At 46.9% G+C, this 16,437-nt stretch carries 13 protein-coding genes; 6 read left to right on the top strand and 7 right to left on the bottom strand.

The genetic code is table 11. The features are described from left to right. The first annotated feature begins 644 nt into the window (after window positions 1-644). Together QZ327_RS12510 and QZ327_RS12505 are read left to right on the top strand one after the other, a co-directional pair. Window positions 645-2,309, top strand: coding sequence for a putative transporter (locus QZ327_RS12510; protein ID WP_294619785.1), 1,665 nt, complete (start codon window positions 645-647; stop codon window positions 2,307-2,309). A gap of 35 nt (window positions 2,310-2,344) precedes the next feature. Beyond that, complete coding sequence (locus QZ327_RS12505; RefSeq protein WP_294619783.1) at window positions 2,345-4,339, top strand: fructose-1,6-bisphosphatase; 1,995 nt, start codon at window positions 2,345-2,347, stop codon at window positions 4,337-4,339. 148 nt (window positions 4,340-4,487) lie between these two features. On the opposite strand, the gene QZ327_RS12500 is transcribed toward QZ327_RS12505, so the two are convergent. The 4 genes from QZ327_RS12500 to gmd form a co-directional block, all read right to left on the bottom strand. Next, entirely contained in the window at window positions 4,488-5,666 is a 1,179-nt protein-coding gene (locus QZ327_RS12500) for a hypothetical protein (protein ID WP_294619782.1), read from the bottom strand. Window positions 5,667-5,700: 34 nt separating this feature from the next. Next, window positions 5,701-7,359, bottom strand: a complete 1,659-nt coding sequence (locus QZ327_RS12495; RefSeq protein ID WP_294619780.1) for a long-chain fatty acid--CoA ligase — start codon at window positions 7,357-7,359, stop codon at window positions 5,701-5,703. Window positions 7,360-7,464: 105 nt separating this feature from the next. Continuing rightward, window positions 7,465-8,547: a GDP-L-fucose synthase gene (locus QZ327_RS12490; RefSeq protein WP_294619778.1), complete on the bottom strand. Its 1,083-nt coding sequence runs from the start codon at window positions 8,545-8,547 to the stop codon at window positions 7,465-7,467. Between the two features lie 108 nt (window positions 8,548-8,655). Then, a complete protein-coding gene (gmd, locus tag QZ327_RS12485) occupies window positions 8,656-9,741 on the bottom strand; it encodes a GDP-mannose 4,6-dehydratase (RefSeq protein WP_294619776.1) in 1,086 nt (361 codons plus the stop codon). A gap of 419 nt (window positions 9,742-10,160) precedes the next feature. On the opposite strand from gmd, the gene gnd reads away from it, so the two are divergent. From gnd to QZ327_RS12465, 4 genes are all read left to right on the top strand, one after another. Further along, window positions 10,161-11,636 carry a decarboxylating NADP(+)-dependent phosphogluconate dehydrogenase gene (gene gnd, locus QZ327_RS12480; protein WP_294619774.1) on the top strand — a complete coding sequence of 492 codons (1,476 nt, stop codon included), beginning with the start codon at window positions 10,161-10,163 and terminating at the stop codon, window positions 11,634-11,636. A gap of 49 nt (window positions 11,637-11,685) precedes the next feature. Next, on the top strand, window positions 11,686-13,182 hold the full coding sequence (zwf, locus tag QZ327_RS12475) for a glucose-6-phosphate dehydrogenase (RefSeq protein ID WP_294619772.1): 1,497 nt from the start codon (window positions 11,686-11,688) through the stop codon (window positions 13,180-13,182). Further along, a complete protein-coding gene (pgl, locus tag QZ327_RS12470) occupies window positions 13,179-13,904 on the top strand; it encodes a 6-phosphogluconolactonase (RefSeq protein ID WP_294619769.1) in 726 nt (241 codons plus the stop codon). The genes zwf and pgl overlap by 4 nt, the downstream gene beginning before the upstream one ends. 295 nt (window positions 13,905-14,199) lie before the next feature. Then, window positions 14,200-14,490, top strand: coding sequence for a hypothetical protein (locus QZ327_RS12465; protein ID WP_294619768.1), 291 nt, complete (start codon window positions 14,200-14,202; stop codon window positions 14,488-14,490). Window positions 14,491-14,544: 54 nt separating this feature from the next. Here QZ327_RS12465 and QZ327_RS12460 read toward each other — a convergent pair whose 3' ends face one another. The 3 genes from QZ327_RS12460 to QZ327_RS12450 all read right to left on the bottom strand — a co-directional run. Then, on the bottom strand, window positions 14,545-14,949 hold the full coding sequence (locus tag QZ327_RS12460; RefSeq protein WP_294619766.1) for a DUF5053 domain-containing protein: 405 nt from the start codon (window positions 14,947-14,949) through the stop codon (window positions 14,545-14,547). 42 nt (window positions 14,950-14,991) lie between these two features. Continuing rightward, the gene (locus QZ327_RS12455) at window positions 14,992-15,174 is read right to left on the bottom strand and encodes a hypothetical protein (RefSeq protein WP_117589094.1); all 183 of its coding nucleotides are present in this window, start codon (window positions 15,172-15,174) and stop codon (window positions 14,992-14,994) included. A gap of 413 nt (window positions 15,175-15,587) precedes the next feature. Next, window positions 15,588-16,437 (bottom strand): helix-turn-helix domain-containing protein (locus tag QZ327_RS12450; RefSeq protein WP_294619759.1); only part of this gene is annotated, 850 nt, incomplete at its 5' end.

Raw genomic sequence — 16,437 nt, 5'->3', positions numbered from 1 at the left:
CATCAGATTATATTCCTGCCTAATATTTATATAAGATAACAGACTATCAATCTATTAGAAATTCCATTTTCCCATATATGCAGCCTTCGTCTTGTCCGAAATCTCAATGTGTGGTTTCATTGAGGCATAATCACGATGCCCTGTCCATTTCATTACGACTGTATGAGGGATTCCAAACGCTTTATGCTTCCCTACCGTATGGGTCGTATTCCTTAGCGGTAATTGGTTTGCTTTGTCCCATTTAGTCTCGTTGCCGTAGTAACCAATGTAAAAGTCTATTTCTCCTTTTATCCCTCTTTTTGATACTATTTATTAAGGTTTCGTGAATATGTAATATGATATATAATATGCTGATATTTAGTATTGTTAAGTATTTAATATTATTAGTTTAAATATCAGTTATACTCCCTGAGGGTGTATTTTTTTATGTATATTTTTATGGAAAACGGTTGTCGGAAATGGCACCGTTTTTTTATGGTCGAAAACATACTTCTTGTATAAGATGAAAGGGGATTGATGTAAAAACGGATCAATGTAAATGCAGGAAATGGGTGGCTTTACACGAATTTCCTGCATTTCTTTTTTTAGGCTTCGCGGAACTTCCTATCTTTGCACCCCTAAATCATAGATAAAACCGTAACACTTTGGAATGGCTATATAGTTTGTTTGTCGAACACTCCGCCTTACAGGCTGTGGTGGTGCTCTCGTTGATTTCCGCTATCGGGTTAGGACTGGGGAAGATACATGTATGCGGTATTTCCCTCGGCGTGACGTTTGTTTTCTTTGCCGGTATTCTTGCCGGGCATTTCGGACTGTCTATCGACCCGCAGATGTTGAATTATGCGGAAAGTTTCGGATTGGTGATATTTGTATACGCGCTGGGTTTGCAGGTGGGGCCGGGCTTTTTCAGCTCTTTCCGCAAAGGAGGTGTGCAACTGAATATGCTGGCGTTGGCTGTGGTGCTTGTCGGTACTTTGATGGCGGTGTTGGGCAGTTATGCCCTGAATATCTCGCTGCCGGACATGATAGGCATTTTCTGCGGCGCTACCACCAATACGCCGGCATTGGGTGCGGCGCAGCAGACACTGAAACAATTGGGGTTGGTGGCAAGTACACCCGCACTTGGATGTGCGGTGGCATATCCGTTGGGCGTGGTGGGCGTTATCCTTGCCGTGTTGGTAATACGGAAAGCGCTGGTGCGAAAGGAAGATTTGGAACTGAAAGAGAAAGACGATGCGAACAAAACCTATATTGCGGCGTTTCAAGTACACAACCCTGCCATCTTCGATAAAAGTATCAAAGAGATAGGCGGGCTGAACTATCCGAAGTTTGTCATTTCTCGTTTGTGGCGCAACGGTAACGTAAGCATTCCTACTTCCGAGAAGATAATCAAGGAAGGAGACCGCTTGCTGGTGGTGACTTCGGAAAAATATGCTCCGGCACTGACCGTACTGTTCGGTGAGCAGGAACATACTGATTGGAATAAAGAAGATATCGACTGGAACGCTATAGACAGCCAGCTCATTTCGCAGCGTATCGTGGTGACACGCCCCGAATTGAACGGCAAGAAGTTGGGTTCGCTCCACTTGCGCAATCATTACGGCATCAACATCAGCCGTGTGTATCGCAGTGGGGTGCAGTTGCTTGCCACGGCAGAGCTGACTTTGCAGTTGGGTGACCGTCTGACGGTAGTGGGCGAGGCTGCGGCTATTCATAACGTGGAGAAAGTGCTGGGTAACGCCATCAAGAGCTTGAAAGAGCCGAACTTGGTAGCGGTGTTTATCGGAATAATCTTGGGACTGGCTTTGGGCGCGGTGCCTATTTCCCTGCCGGGTATCAGTGCGCCGGTGAAGTTGGGACTGGCAGGCGGACCGATTATCGTAGGTATCCTGATCGGTACTTTCGGACCGAGGATGCACATGATAACCTATACCACGCGCAGTGCCAACCTGATGCTTCGCGCGTTGGGACTGTCGCTCTACCTGGCATGTTTGGGATTGGATGCCGGCGCGCACTTTTTCGATACGGTGTTCCGTCCGGAAGGCGTGTTGTGGATTGTCACGGGATTTGTGCTGACCGTTGTCCCGGTGCTGATAGTGGGTGTGATTGCCTTTAAATGGATGAAAGTGGACTTCGGTTCCGTAGCAGGCATGTTGTGCGGAAGTATGGCGAATCCGATGGCGTTGAACTATGCCAACGACACCATTCCGGGCGATAATCCGTCGGTTGCCTATGCAACGGTATACCCGATGTGCATGTTCGTGCGGGTAATCATAGCGCAAGTGCTGTTGATGTTTTTGTTGAACTGAGAATTGAATATAAAATCTAAAATTAAAATTATAACATGGGAACTATTACTCCGGAAAGTATAATCAGTGACTTGCGCTATCTGCAATTGTTGTCGCGCAGTTTTCCTACCATAGCCGATGCCAGTACGGAAATCATAAATCTGGAAGCTATCCTGAATTTGCCTAAGGGCACGGAGCATTTCCTTACGGATATTCACGGCGAATACGAGGCTTTCCAGCACGTGCTGAAGAATGCTTCGGGAGCGGTGAAACGGAAAGTGAATGAAATCTTCGGACATACGCTGCGCGAAAGCGAGAAGAAGGAGATTTGTACGCTGATTTATTATCCGGAAGAGAAGTTGCAACTGATAAAGGAACAGGAGACGGACTTGGATGACTGGTATCTCATTACGCTGAACCAGTTGGTGAAAGTCTGCCAGAATGTATCTTCCAAATACACCCGTTCGAAGGTGCGCAAGGCGTTGCCGGCAGAGTTTTCATACATTATCCAGGAGTTGCTGCACGAGTCCAGCGTAGAACCCAACAAGCACGCATATATCAACGTTATTATCAGTACGATTATCTCGACCAAGCGTGCGGACGACTTTATCATCGCCATGTGCAACCTTATCCAACGGCTTACGATCGACTCCCTGCACATTGTAGGAGATATCTACGACCGCGGTCCGGGTGCGCACATCATTATGGACACGCTTTGCGACTATCACAACTTCGACATCCAGTGGGGTAACCACGACATACTTTGGATGGGTGCCGCATCGGGTAACGATGCGTGTATAGCCAATGTCATCCGTATGTCGATGCGCTACGCCAATCTGGCAACGCTGGAAGACGGCTACGGCATCAACCTGTTGCCATTGGCTACCTTTGCGATGGATACGTATGCGGATGATTCCTGCGCTATCTTTGCTCCGAAGATGAACTTTGCCGATGCTAATTACAATGAGAAGACATTGCGCCTGATTACGCAGATGCACAAGGCTATTACGATTATCCAACTCAAGTTAGAGGCGGAAATCATAGACCGCCGTCCGGAATTTGGTATGGCAAACCGGAAGTTACTGCATCAGATAGACTTTGCACGAGGAGTGTTTGTGTATGAAGGTAAGGAATATGAACTGCGTGATGCCAATTTCCCAACCATCGACCCTGCCGACCCGTATCGGCTGACGGATGAAGAGAGGGAACTCGTAGATAAAATCCATGCCTCCTTCATGAACAGTGAGAAACTGAAGAAACACATGCGTTGTTTGTTTACGTATGGCGGCATGTATCTGGTGTGCAACAGCAACCTGTTGTATCATGCGTCCGTTCCTTTGAATGAAGACGGCAGTTTCAAACATGTGCGTATCGGCAAGAAAGAGTATTGGGGACATAAGTTGTTGCAGAAGACCGACCAGCTTATCCGTACCGCTTACTTTGACGAGGACGGCTCCAAAGAAAAGAACTTCGCGTTGGACTATATGTGGTACATGTGGTGCGGACCGGATGCTCCCTCTTTTGATAAAGACAAGATGGCGACTTTTGAGCGTTACTTCATAGCCGACAAGGCACTGCATAAAGAGAATAAGGGTTATTACTATACGCTTCGCAACCGTGCCGATATCTGCGAGAATATCTTGGCGGAGTTTGGGGTGGAGCCGGGACCTCATTCGCATATCATCAACGGACACGTGCCGGTAAAGACAATCAAAGGCGAACGTCCTATAAAGGCGGACGGCAAACTGTTGGTGATTGACGGCGGCTTCTCCAAGGCTTACCAGCCGGAAACGGGTATTGCGGGATATACGTTGGTGTATCATTCGCATGGAATGCAGCTGGTGCAGCACGAACCTTTTCAAAGTAGCCAGAAGGCGATTGAAGAGGGACAGGATATCAAGTCGACGACGTTTGTCATCGAATTCAATTCGCAACGCATGATGGTGAAGGATACGGACAAGGGCAGACTGCTTGTGACGCAAATCCAAGACTTGAAGAAGTTGCTGGTAGCCTACAGGACGGGATTAATCAAAGAAAAAGAGATTTTCTGAATAAAGCGGATGTCGAAAATCCAATAACGAAGCCAATCTACTCTCTAATCCATGAAGAGAGCAGATTGGCTTCGCTCCGTTTTGAATGACCAAGTAAGCTAATGGCCGGTTTTTAGTTTTGATACAATTTCTTGCCGGGAAATAAAGATTAGAACAATATAACACCGCCTTCCACGATTGCTCCTTTGTCGAAGTTTGCGCTTCGGTTGTAGTATTTGTCCCAACCGTAGCCCCCCGTAACGAATACTCCTAAGTTTTTCGCCGGTCGATATTCAAGGTTGATGCGGGATTGGAGAGAGTAGAGGCGGGCAGGGAAACCATAGTTCTTGTTCTTGAAAGTCTCTACGTGCCGGTAACCTAAATCTCCGCTGATGAACAACTGCTTGCAGAGGGGCAATTCCAGTCCGGCACGGTAGAAAAGCGCACCGGAGAACTTATCGCTGAAATCAAGAAAATGTGTGCCGCCGCCAAGAATGGTGTAAAACAGGTTGTTTTTGAAGCGTGCTGCAAGGTTCAGTTTTGTACTATTGCCGCCAAAGAGCATCAGTTGTACCCGGGTATCCGGATTGGCATTGACCAGCCCTAACTGAAAACCGTCTAACTTATCTCTGTAATAGTTTACCAAACCTATCTGAAGGCCTTTGGCGCGGATAGCCACATTCAGGGGAGCAAGCTGCACGCCGACATATGTGCCTCCGGCGATGTTTCCTAAACCGGAAAGCTGGAGTCCTTTCATATTGTCGCTTACCACATTCAATACACCGGATATAGTGACACCTGTAAAGTCACCGCTCGAGATATTGGCAAGTCCTGAAAACTGTACGCCGTTGCTCTTTTCGCCTGTGATATTCAACAATCCGCCTGCGACGACGCCGTTGCTGTTGTTGCCCGTGATGTTGGCAAGACCGGAGAAGACCACTCCCTGCACACAATCACCGGCAATGCCTACGAGACCGGAAACGGACAAACCGCTGAGGTGGTCGCCATTGACATTGGTGATGCCTGCCACCTGTACACCCCGCATGCTTCCACCCACCATGTTGGATATGCCGGAGAGCTGCATTCCGTTCATGTCTCTGCCTGTTACCGATGCCAGCATGTTCACTCCTAAACCGTTCAGGCGGTTCATGGCTGAGAAAACGCCGAGGTTGAAGGCGGTGTTACCTACCGTGTCCGTGCGTTGTGTGGCAAGGTTCTTCCAAAGCGAAAGATTGATTCCCGTGCGTTGAATTTCCGGCTGACGCGTCCCTTGTTGCTTGCCTGTTTGGGCATGGACCGTTCCTGCCAACAGCAAGGACAAGCAGATAAATAAGCATATCCCTCTCATAAATCACTAATCATTTACCACTGATCGCCCGTTCTCAACCTTTTGCTTCCTGATATAAAAAGCGTTTTATGGATTTTTTGGGTGTCTTTTCAAACTCTTCGGGATATATCTTCATTTTAGAGACTTGGCTGTAGGCAGGCAGTTGGGCATTCAGTGCCGCACGGTTTTCTTCCATCACGCGCTCTATGTCATCGTTATTGAGACCGTGGGCAAAGGCTTCGTCAAAGTCGGGATACACCAACCCCACGAGTTTTTCGTTTTGTTGTACGATGATGCTTTCCGCCACATAGGGCAGGTTATTCAGTTTATCCTCTATCTCTTCGGGATAGATATTCTGTCCGCTGGGACCGAGGAGCATGTTCTTGCTGCGTCCTTTGATGGTGACATTGCCTTCGGCATCCATCAAGGCAAGGTCGCCGGTGTGCAACCAGCCCTCTTTATCCATTACCTGTGCGGTGGCCTCTTCATTCTTGTAATAACCCAGCATAACGTTGGGACCACGGCATATAATCTCACCGGGAATGTTCTCCGGATCGGGAGAGAGTATTTTTACTTCCATGCGCGGGGCGGCTTTACCGCAAGAGCCGGGCTTGAAGCGTGCCCAGTCTTCGTAGCAGATGATAGGTCCGCACTCCGTCATGCCGTAACCTACGGTGTAAGGGAAATCTACCATGCGCAGGAACTGCTCCACCTCCTGATTGAAAGCCGCTCCTCCTACGATGACCTCTACAAAATTGCCTCCGAATGCCTGTATCATCTGTTCGCGTACGGTCGCCTTTATCTTGTCGTTGATGATAGGCACTTTCAGTAACAGTTTCATGGTGGGCGTTTCCAGCTTGGGCAACACGCTCTTTTTGATAATCTTTTCGATGATAAGAGGCACGGCAACGATGAGGTTCGGCTTTATGTCGGCAAAAGCCTGGAAGATAATCTTCGGGCTGGGCATGCGGGTGAGGTAGTAGATATGGCAACCTACGGAGAACTCGTAGAGGAACTCGAAGGCAAGCCCGTACATGTGTGCCATCGGCAACATACACACTAATTTGTCACCGGCTTTCAACGGTAACACTTCAAAGGCGAAACGGGTATTGGACCACAGGCAGCGGTAGGGCAGCATTACGCCTTTCGAATAGCTGGTTGTGCCGGATGTATAGTTAATGACCGCCAACTCTTCGGGTTGGTCTTTGTGATAATCGACGTGTTCCTTACGAAAATTCTTGGGAAATTTCTTGCCGAACATTTCGTTGAGGTGGTCGCGGGCATAAGTAACCCGTTCATTGCGCGACACCAACAAGGTGAAGTCCGTCATCATGAAAATGCCTTCCAGCAACGGCATGGCGCTTTCATTGAGGTTTTCCCATACTTGGTCGCCTACGAAGAGAAGTTTGGCTTCGGAGTGATTGACTATGTTGTGTACGTTGTCTGCCTTGAATTCGTGAAGAATAGGTACGATGACCGCGCCATACGTCAGCGTGGCGAGAAACGTTACTCCCCAATGCGAACTGTTGCGTCCGCAGACGGCGATTTTGTCGCCTTTCTTGATGCCGCTCGCTTCGAAAATGATATGCAGTTTCTCTATCTTGCGGGCTACGTCTTTGTATTGCAGGGTCGCTCCCTTATAGTCGGTAAGGGCATCCAAGTCCCAGTTTTCTTTTATACTATTCTCTATATAAGAGATAAAACTTTGTTCCATTATATATTGCACATTTAGTTGAAAGTTGTACAAATATAAAGGTTTATACAGAGAATGCAAACTTTTGGGAGGAAAAAGCATTTTATGCAAATTCCTCCTTTATCGTTATTTACCGTCGCTCAAATACCAGCGGTACATCCGTTCTACACCCTCTTCGATGTCTATTTTGTGGTGCCATCCCAATGCGTGAAGTTTGCTTGGGTCGGTGAGTTTGCGCAAGGTGCCGTCGGGTTTGGTGCTGTCGAAGGTCAGTGTTCCGCGATAACCCACTGTGCTGACAATCAGTTCAGCAAGCCGGCGAATAGTGATTTCCTTGCCTGTGCCGATGTTGATGTGGCAGTTGCGGATATCCTTTTCACCAGGTTGGCAGGTATCCTTGAAGTTGACGTGCTGCATGACGAATACGCTTGCATCCGCCATTTCCTCGCTCCAAAGAAATTCGCGCAGAGGTGTTCCCGTACCCCAAAGTCTGACTTCTTCTCCGCTGATGCCGTATTTGGCAAGTATGTTCAGTATTTCACCGTTACTGTTGCTGCCATCAATGCCTTCTACGGGACGCAAGGCCATGTCACGACGTACGGCATCCCAATCGCCTTGTTGCAGGCAGTGCGCCAGGTGTACTTTGCGAATCATGGCAGGCAGTACGTGGCTGCGTTCCAAATCGAAGTTATCGTTGGGACCGTAAAGGTTGGTAGGCATGACGGCAATGTAGTTTGTGCCGTATTGCAGGTTGAAACTCTCGCACATTTTCAGTCCGGCAATTTTGGCTATGGCATAAGGTTCGTTGGTATATTCCAACGGCGAGGTGAGAAGCACGTCCTCTTTCATCGGTTGCGCGGCATCGCGCGGATAGATACAAGTGCTGCCCAAGAAAAGCAGTTTCTTTACATTGTGGCGGAAACTCTCGCCAATGACGTTTTGCTGTATCTGGAGATTTTTGTAGATGAAGTCGGCACGGTAGATGCTGTTTGCCATGATGCCGCCTACGAAAGCAGCGGCAAGGAATACATATTCCGGTTGTTCCTCATCGAAAAAACGGCGGACGGAAACGCCGTCCAATAGATCAAGTTCTTGATGGGTTCTTCCCACAAGGTTGGTATAACCTTTTTCTTGCAGGTTTTTCCAAATGGCGGAGCCTACCAGCCCGCGATGTCCTGCGATGTATATTTTTGCATCCTTGTTTAACATTGTTGCAAAAGGGTTGGATTCATACGGCAGAACAAAAGAACATATCCGGTTTGTACACTTTTATTTTCTCGTATATCTCCTTTTGTTCTTTAGTTATCTGAAAGTTAATTATCTGTTTTCACTCTCTTTGTCTCTCGAATGCAGTTTCTTCACGAACCTCATGTCATGTTCTGTCATGATGCGCACCAGTTTTTCAAAGCTTGTCTGTTGCGGATTCCACCCCAACAAGGTCTTGGCTTTGGCGGGGTCTCCCAGCAGTTGCTCCACTTCGCAGGGACGGAAGTATTTGGGATCCACTTCTACCAATACTTTTCCGGTTTTGCAGTCTATGCCTTTTTCGTCTACGCCTGTGCCTTCCCAGCGCAGTTGTATGCCTGCTTCCTCAAAAGCCAGTGTGGCAAACTCGCGCACGGTGTGCATCTCTCCGGTGGCTATCACGAAGTCTTCGGGCGTATCGTGTTGCAGGATGAGCCACATGCACTCTACATAATCGCGGGCATATCCCCAGTCGCGGCGTGCATCGAGGTTACCCAGGTAGAGTTTGTCCTGAAAGCCTTGCGCTATGCGTGCGGCAGCCAGCGTAATCTTGCGGGTGACGAACGTTTCGCCACGCCGTTCGCTTTCGTGGTTGAAGAGAATGCCGTTTACGGCAAACATCCCATAGCTTTCACGGTAGTTCTTCGTAATCCAGAAACCGTATTGCTTGGCTACTCCGTACGGGCTGCGCGGGTAGAACGGGGTCGTCTCTTTTTGGGGCACTTCCTGCACCTTGCCGAACAATTCGGATGTAGAAGCCTGATAGATTCTTGTTTTCTTTTCCAAGCCGAGAATGCGTACCGCCTCAAGCATGCGCAGTGTGCCTATGGCATCTGTCTCGGCGGTATATTCAGGCACATCAAAAGATACTTTTACATGGCTTTGTGCGGCAAGGTTGTATATTTCGTCCGGCTGCACCTGCTGGATAATGCGTATAAGTGAACTGCTGTCCGTCATGTCTCCATAGTGCAGGTTGATTGTCCGTTTCTGCTTCATGTCACGCACCCATTCGTCAAAGTACAAATGCTCGATGCGTCCGGTATTGAACGAAGATGAACGGCGCATGATGCCGTGCACTTCATATCCTTTCTGCAATAAGAATTCTGCAAGGAACGAACCGTCCTGTCCGGTGATTCCGGAGATTAGAGCTTTTTTCATTGGTTCTGATGTTATATTTTTTTATTTATTTCATATTTCGATATGCAAAAGCTGTGTGCAAAAATCGTAATTAATTGTGAGACAACAAAACTATGCAGTAAATGATTTTAGGGTTAAGGACCTGTTTTAAATTTCGTCCAATTTAAGATGTTCTTTTTGAAGATGTTTTGTCTACTACAAGGCATACCGCTTTTTTTCCTGTTTGAAATCTTTCGTATCTCTATAACTTCCCTTTTGTTTCCTAAGACTTGATAGGTCCTGATTTTTCTTTTTGCGAAAGAAGAACTTTCGCGTTACGTTCCGACTGACAGATACTTATGACATAAATTAGTTGTTTCCGTCTGCTTTATTTCAAAACAGATACGAACAAATGGCGGTGGTTTTTTGTTCGTATCTATAAAGATAAATTTTACAAGTATATGGAGATTTTAAATAAAACAGACATCGGATTGATAGGGCTTGCCGTGATGGGTGAAAATCTTGCCTTGAACATGGCGGACAAAGGTTGGAAGGTTTCAGTGTATAACCGTACAGTTCCGGGGATTGAAGAAGGCGTGGTGGAACGTTTTGTAACCGGGCGCGCGCATGGAAAAAGGATTGAGGGCTATACTGATATGGCTTCTTTTGTTGGATCAGTGGCCCCTCCGCGCAAAATAATGATGATGGTTCGTGCCGGTAGCGCCGTAGATGAACTGATGGAACAACTCTTCCCGCTATTGTCACCGGGAGATATATTGATAGACGGCGGTAATTCCAATTATGAAGATACTAACCGCCGTGTGGCACTTGCCGAAGGGAAAGGATTCCGTTTTGTGGGTGCAGGCATTTCCGGTGGCGAAGAGGGAGCATTGAATGGTGCTTCCATTATGCCGGGAGGTTCCGTGAGCGCTTGGGAAGAAGTAAAGCCGGTCTTGGAAAGTATTGCCGCCAAAGCGTCCGACGGCACGCCGTGTTGCCGTTGGGTAGGTCCGGCAGGTTCGGGACATTTTGTCAAGATGATTCATAACGGCATTGAATATGGCGATATGCAACTTATATCGGAAGCATACTGGGTGATGAAAAATCTGCTGAAGTTGACTAATGAAGAAATGGCTTCTGTTTTTTCCCACTGGAACGAAGGGAAGTTGCGCAGTTATCTCATTGAGATTACCGCGCGCATATTGCAACATAAGGATAAGTCGGGCGGTTACCTGATAGATAAAATTTTGGACACTGCCGGGCAAAAAGGGACAGGCAAATGGTCGGTGGTCAATGCAATGGAACTTGGCATGCCGTTGGGGCTGATTGCTACGGCGGTTTTTGAGCGTAGCTTGTCGGCGCAGAAAGGTATGAGAGAATCGGCTGCCAGGCATTTTGTCTGTCAACGTACGGATGTGGTATACAACAAACTCGAAATGGTGAAAGACATTTATTCGGCTTTGTATGCGTCCAAACTGGTGTCTTATGCGCAAGGGTTTGCCGTGCTGCAACGCGCTTCGGATAGTTTCGGGTGGAATCTTGACCTGGCTTCCATAGCCCGTATGTGGCGTGGCGGTTGCATCATCCGCAGCATTTTCCTGAATGATATAGCCGTTGCCTTCGAGCAGAAAGAAAAGCCGCAGCATCTTCTTCTTACTCCATATTTCAGCAATGAGATGAAACAGTTGCTCCCCAGTTGGAAACATCTGGTGGCGCAGGCTGCCAAAGAGGAGCTTCCGGTGCCCGCTTTCTCATCGGCATTGAATTATTTTTATTCGCTTGTTTCAGCCAAATTGCCGGCAAACATGATTCAGGCACAGCGTGACTACTTCGGAGCGCACACCTTTGAGCGGGTAGATGGGCTACGCGGACAATTCTTCCACGAAAATTGGACAGGACATGGCGGAGACACGAAATCGGGAACCTACAACGTGTAGGTCCTTCTTTTATAATGATTATTGAGATGCCCTCAAACAAATATAAACAATGAGTAGATTTGTAATGATAATTTTTGGCGCTTCGGGCGACCTGACGAAGCGCAAGTTGATGCCGGCGTTATATGCCTTATATAAGGATAACCGTCTGCCGGAAGATTTTGTTGTTTTAGGTATCGGACGTACCGGATACGAGGACGATACCTACCGCGTTTATATCCGAACGGAGTTGGAACGTTTTGTTGCTCCGGAAGAACCTGAACACGAATATATGGATGACTTTTGCAGCCATCTGCACTATCTCGCGCTTAATCCTGCCGAAGCTGCCGATTATGGTAAGTTGGATATCCGTCTTCGGGAACTGACGGGCGAAGAGCAACCGGACGGCATGCTGTACTATCTCGCCACTCCGCCTTCCTTGTACGGGGTGATTCCCCTTCATCTGAAAACAGCCCGCCTGAACCGTCCTCATACGCGTATTATTGTGGAGAAGCCTTTCGGTTACAACCTGGAGTCCGCCCGTGAACTGAACCGTATATATGCTTCAGTGTTCAAGGAGCATCAGATTTACCGCATAGACCATTTCTTGGGGAAGGAAACTGCGCAGAATATTCTTGCTTTCCGCTTTGCCAACGGTATCTTCGAACCGCTTTGGAACCGTAATTATATCGACTATGTGGAAATTACCGCAGTGGAGAATTTAGGAATCGGGCAGCGGGGCGGTTTCTACGAAGGAATTGGCGCATTGCGTGATATGGTACAGAATCATCTTATTCAGTTGGTGGCGCTCACCGCGATGGAACCGCCGGCTGTTTTCAATGCCGACAACTTTCGCAACGAGGTGGTAAAAGTGTATGAGTCTCTTTCTCCCCTGATCGAGGAAGATCTGAACGAGCATATTGTTCGCGGACAATATACCGCATCTGCCGTTAAACCCGGATATCGCGAAGAGAAAAACGTAGCTCCCGACTCGCGCACCGAAACGTACATTGCTATGAAAATAGGTATTGACAACTGGCGTTGGAGTGGTGTTCCTTTCTATATCCGTACAGGGAAACAGATGCCGACCAAAGTAACCGAAATCGTAGTGCATTTTCGTGAGACTCCTCACCAGATGTTCCGGTGCGAGGGTGGGCGCTGTCCACGTGCCAACAAACTGATTCTGCGTTTGCAGCCTAATGAGGGGATTGTATTGAAATTCGGGATGAAGGTGCCGGGATCGGGTTTTGATGTGAAACAGGTGATGATGGACTTCAGCTATTCCGATTTAGGCGGTCTGCCTACCGGAGATGCTTATGCCCGTCTGATAGAGGACTGCATACAGGGAGACCAGACTCTCTTTACACGTAGCGATGCCGTGGATGCGTCATGGCGTTTTTTCGATACCGTATTGAATTTCTGGCAGGAACATCCCGATGCACCACTTTACGGTTATCCGGTGGGAACTTGGGGACCTTTGGAAAGCGAAGCAATGATGCACGAACATGGAGCCGAATGGACTAACCCGTGTAAGAATCTGACGAATACTGATGAATATTGCGAATTATGAAAAGTTACATATATCCTACTGCTACTTCTACTTCACGTGCCCTTATCCGGTACATAATCGAACAGATGGACCGGGAACCGGAACGAATCTTTTATTTAGCTTTCAGTGGGGGGACAACACCTTCTCTTATGTTCGATATTTGGGCGCATGAGTTCAGGGAGGAGACTCCCTGGATGCGGATGCGGATTTTCTGGGTGGACGAACGTTGTGTGCCCATTAACGATTCGGACAGTAATTACGGTACTATGTCGCGGTTACTGTTGCGGGAGGTAGGCATCCCTAATGAGTTTGTATTCCCTATTCAGGGCGCCTGCCGTTATCCGGCGCAAGAGGCGAAACGCTATTCGGAATTGGTTTTCAGCACCCTTCCTTTGCACCGTGGCTTCCCGGTATTTGATATCGTGCTGTTGGGGGCGGGTGACGACGGGCATACTTCTTCCATTTTCCCCGGTCAGGAGCATCTGCTCGCTTCCTTGCATCCGTATGAGGAGAGTCTGAATCCCTATAACGGGCAGCCGCGTATTGCCATGACAGGATGCCTGCTTTTCAACGCCAAGAAGATTGTATTTCTGATTACCGGTAAAAACAAGGCGAATGTTGTCTATGACATTCTGAAATCAGGCGATACAGGTCCGGCGGCTTACGTGGCGCATCATGCTGAAGATGTGGATATTTTTACTGATATAGATTGTTTCAGTGATGATTCTTGTCTTTGTTTCTGAATGGATTAAATTGTTATGGTAGAAGAAAAAGAATACCAGTTTAGCGAAGTCTATGTACAGGCAATCATGTACTGAATGAAAACGATACAGTTATCGAAAAGAAATAATACTATCTAAGTCTGAGCACATCTACGATACATATCTGTATGTTTGGTCAAATATCAACGATATTAAACAATACTATTGGGATGAGTTTTATAATCCGGCTATTATCTGATTGTATCGGTTGAAAGAATTTGTAGAAGGGGCGGCTGAATAAGCTGCTCCTTTTCCTGTATTTTTGTATCTTTGCCCCATGACTTACAAAGAGGCTTTATTATATTTGGAACGCATTAAGGATACCGCCATTGGCGCACCCGTGAAAGGGCGTCTCATAGAATCATTATTCATCAGTCCTACCGATTGGGAACAAATGACAGACTTTATGAATCTTCGTATCCGGAAAGGAGAGGAAACGGCTTTGATTGAGTTTGACAATGCCGGCAAGAGTCTTTCTGTATATGGGGTATCGGTCAATAATGAATTTGATGTACCGCGCTGGGATATGACTATTATGGATAATTGGGAATTGATGATGGGTAATTGATATAAAAATCCCCGTAGCGGCTCAACTACGGGGATGGTGTCAAATAACAGAGTATCAATATGAGATACTAAGTGAGCCTATTTTTTTAGAAATGTCCTGCAGGGCATCGTTGAATGTCTGTAATTCTTCTTGTGTGAAGCGTGCCGGTTTCCCGTTTACCAGATTACCATTTAATCTCTGATATAGCCATGACTTACTTTTATTAAAGTATTTTTTCGCAAGATAGCTTAGAGATACTATTTCGGCCACTTCTTGCAGCTGTAGTTTGATTGCGTTCTCTTCTACAATATCCAGTTTCTTATCAATGTTCTGTAAGCGCTCTGATACAAAGTTGGCAATAGCTTTCTTGTCTTCTTCCGAATTGTACTTGGCTGCTATTTCTGTCATTTTGGTATAGAACTCTGGAGAGTCTGTACCAAGTAGTGGCTTTAATGCTAGTAATTCATCTTTCAGTGCCATATATTTATTTTTAGTGCCCTCTCCGGAGAGAGGGGCTTTGTTTTACTTCTTTTTTTCTAACTCTTTTAAGATTTTGTCGATTGTTAGTAACCGGTCTAACCTTTTGTCAATCTCTTTTTCTTGGTTTGTTCCGGTAACTTCGGCGATAAATCTTAGTTGGTCCAGTTCTTTTTTGAGGAATGCTCTCTGTATAAGTAAATCCTTTTTAATTTGTTCGTTACTCATGTTGATTACTTTTGTTATTTGACATTGCAAATGTAATAATCCTTTGGTTATTATACAAACATTGCATGAATTATTTTCGCTGTTTCGTATATTTTTTCCATAATTTGCAGTGCGTTACATATTTTATTGAATAGGAGGAATAGTAATATTCCGACCATAAAGCTACTGGTGATTGATTTTGCCAGTAGCTTATTCATATACGGTTCCGCCCCCCCCCGTGTGATAGCTTAATGGTTTCACTGTATCCTCCTATTTGAGAATATGTAATGCAACGGGAAAGCGGAACCGTTCTTTTTTCCGCTTCTTAATCCGTTGCACTATGGGTAAATTTTGGCTTAATATGCAAAAAGTAGGCTGAAAACACTGGAAAAAGTCCTAATATGCAAAAAGCAGGCTACTGATAGTTGAAGAAATTAGTATCTTCGTGCGATAAGTTCCTGTATCATAGCAATCCTGCGTTGTTTTGAGATACCGCTATGCACCCTTAACTTTGTCTTTATGTCTGTGAATACGCCTTCCAAGGCGTTGTTCGTGTTGGGTATATGTAATTCGGGATAATCGTAATGGGTCCACAGCCACGGCATGTTGCGCCTTAGGCTCAGGTATGCACTCCGGAGGCGCTTGTGCGTGTAAGAAGTCTTTCCGGTGCGTAGGTCCATGCTGCGTTCCCCCATAAACGGCATCCATCTTTCACTCCAGTCGTCGAGCATTCCTATGAAGCTTTCTTTGTCGGTGTGTGCAAGCATGTTGGTGATGTCCATAAGTTCAATGGCCGCAGGCAGTTCAGGCTTTGATGTAAGGTAACGGCGCACAATCATCGCCTGATGGAACTGGCACATCTGCACACGGTACTTTTCCAAAGCGGAAAACAGCCCGCCAAGGCCATCGCAGACTATGCCATGGATCGTGAAGCCGTTGTCCCGGAGCCATCCGACACCCTCGAGGTAGCCGGCCGCAGTCTCATTCCTGACAAATTTGTACCACAGAATCTTGTTGCGGAACGCATCCTTGATCACCATCAGACCAAAGCCGCGCCCCCAATAAGTCGTATCCATATTGATCACCACCTCCTTGTACCTTGAGATGACGCGGATATGGCGCATGCAACCAATCCGGCGCCATATAGTGCTCTTGTTCACACCGTACTTTTCTGCAAGTTGTGCCAACGTCTGCTTTCCTTCAACATAGTCTTTGATTATATCTTGCGTATCAAGGCGTTTGCCTCCAACAAACTGGCGGCCGCAGTCATGACATTTGTACAAT

The sequence above is a fragment of the uncultured Bacteroides sp. genome (assembly GCF_910578895.1).
GTDB lineage: Bacteria > Bacteroidota > Bacteroidia > Bacteroidales > Bacteroidaceae > Bacteroides.
Note: the sequence above shows the minus strand (reverse complement) of the source record. Positions and strands in the feature narration are given on the sequence as shown.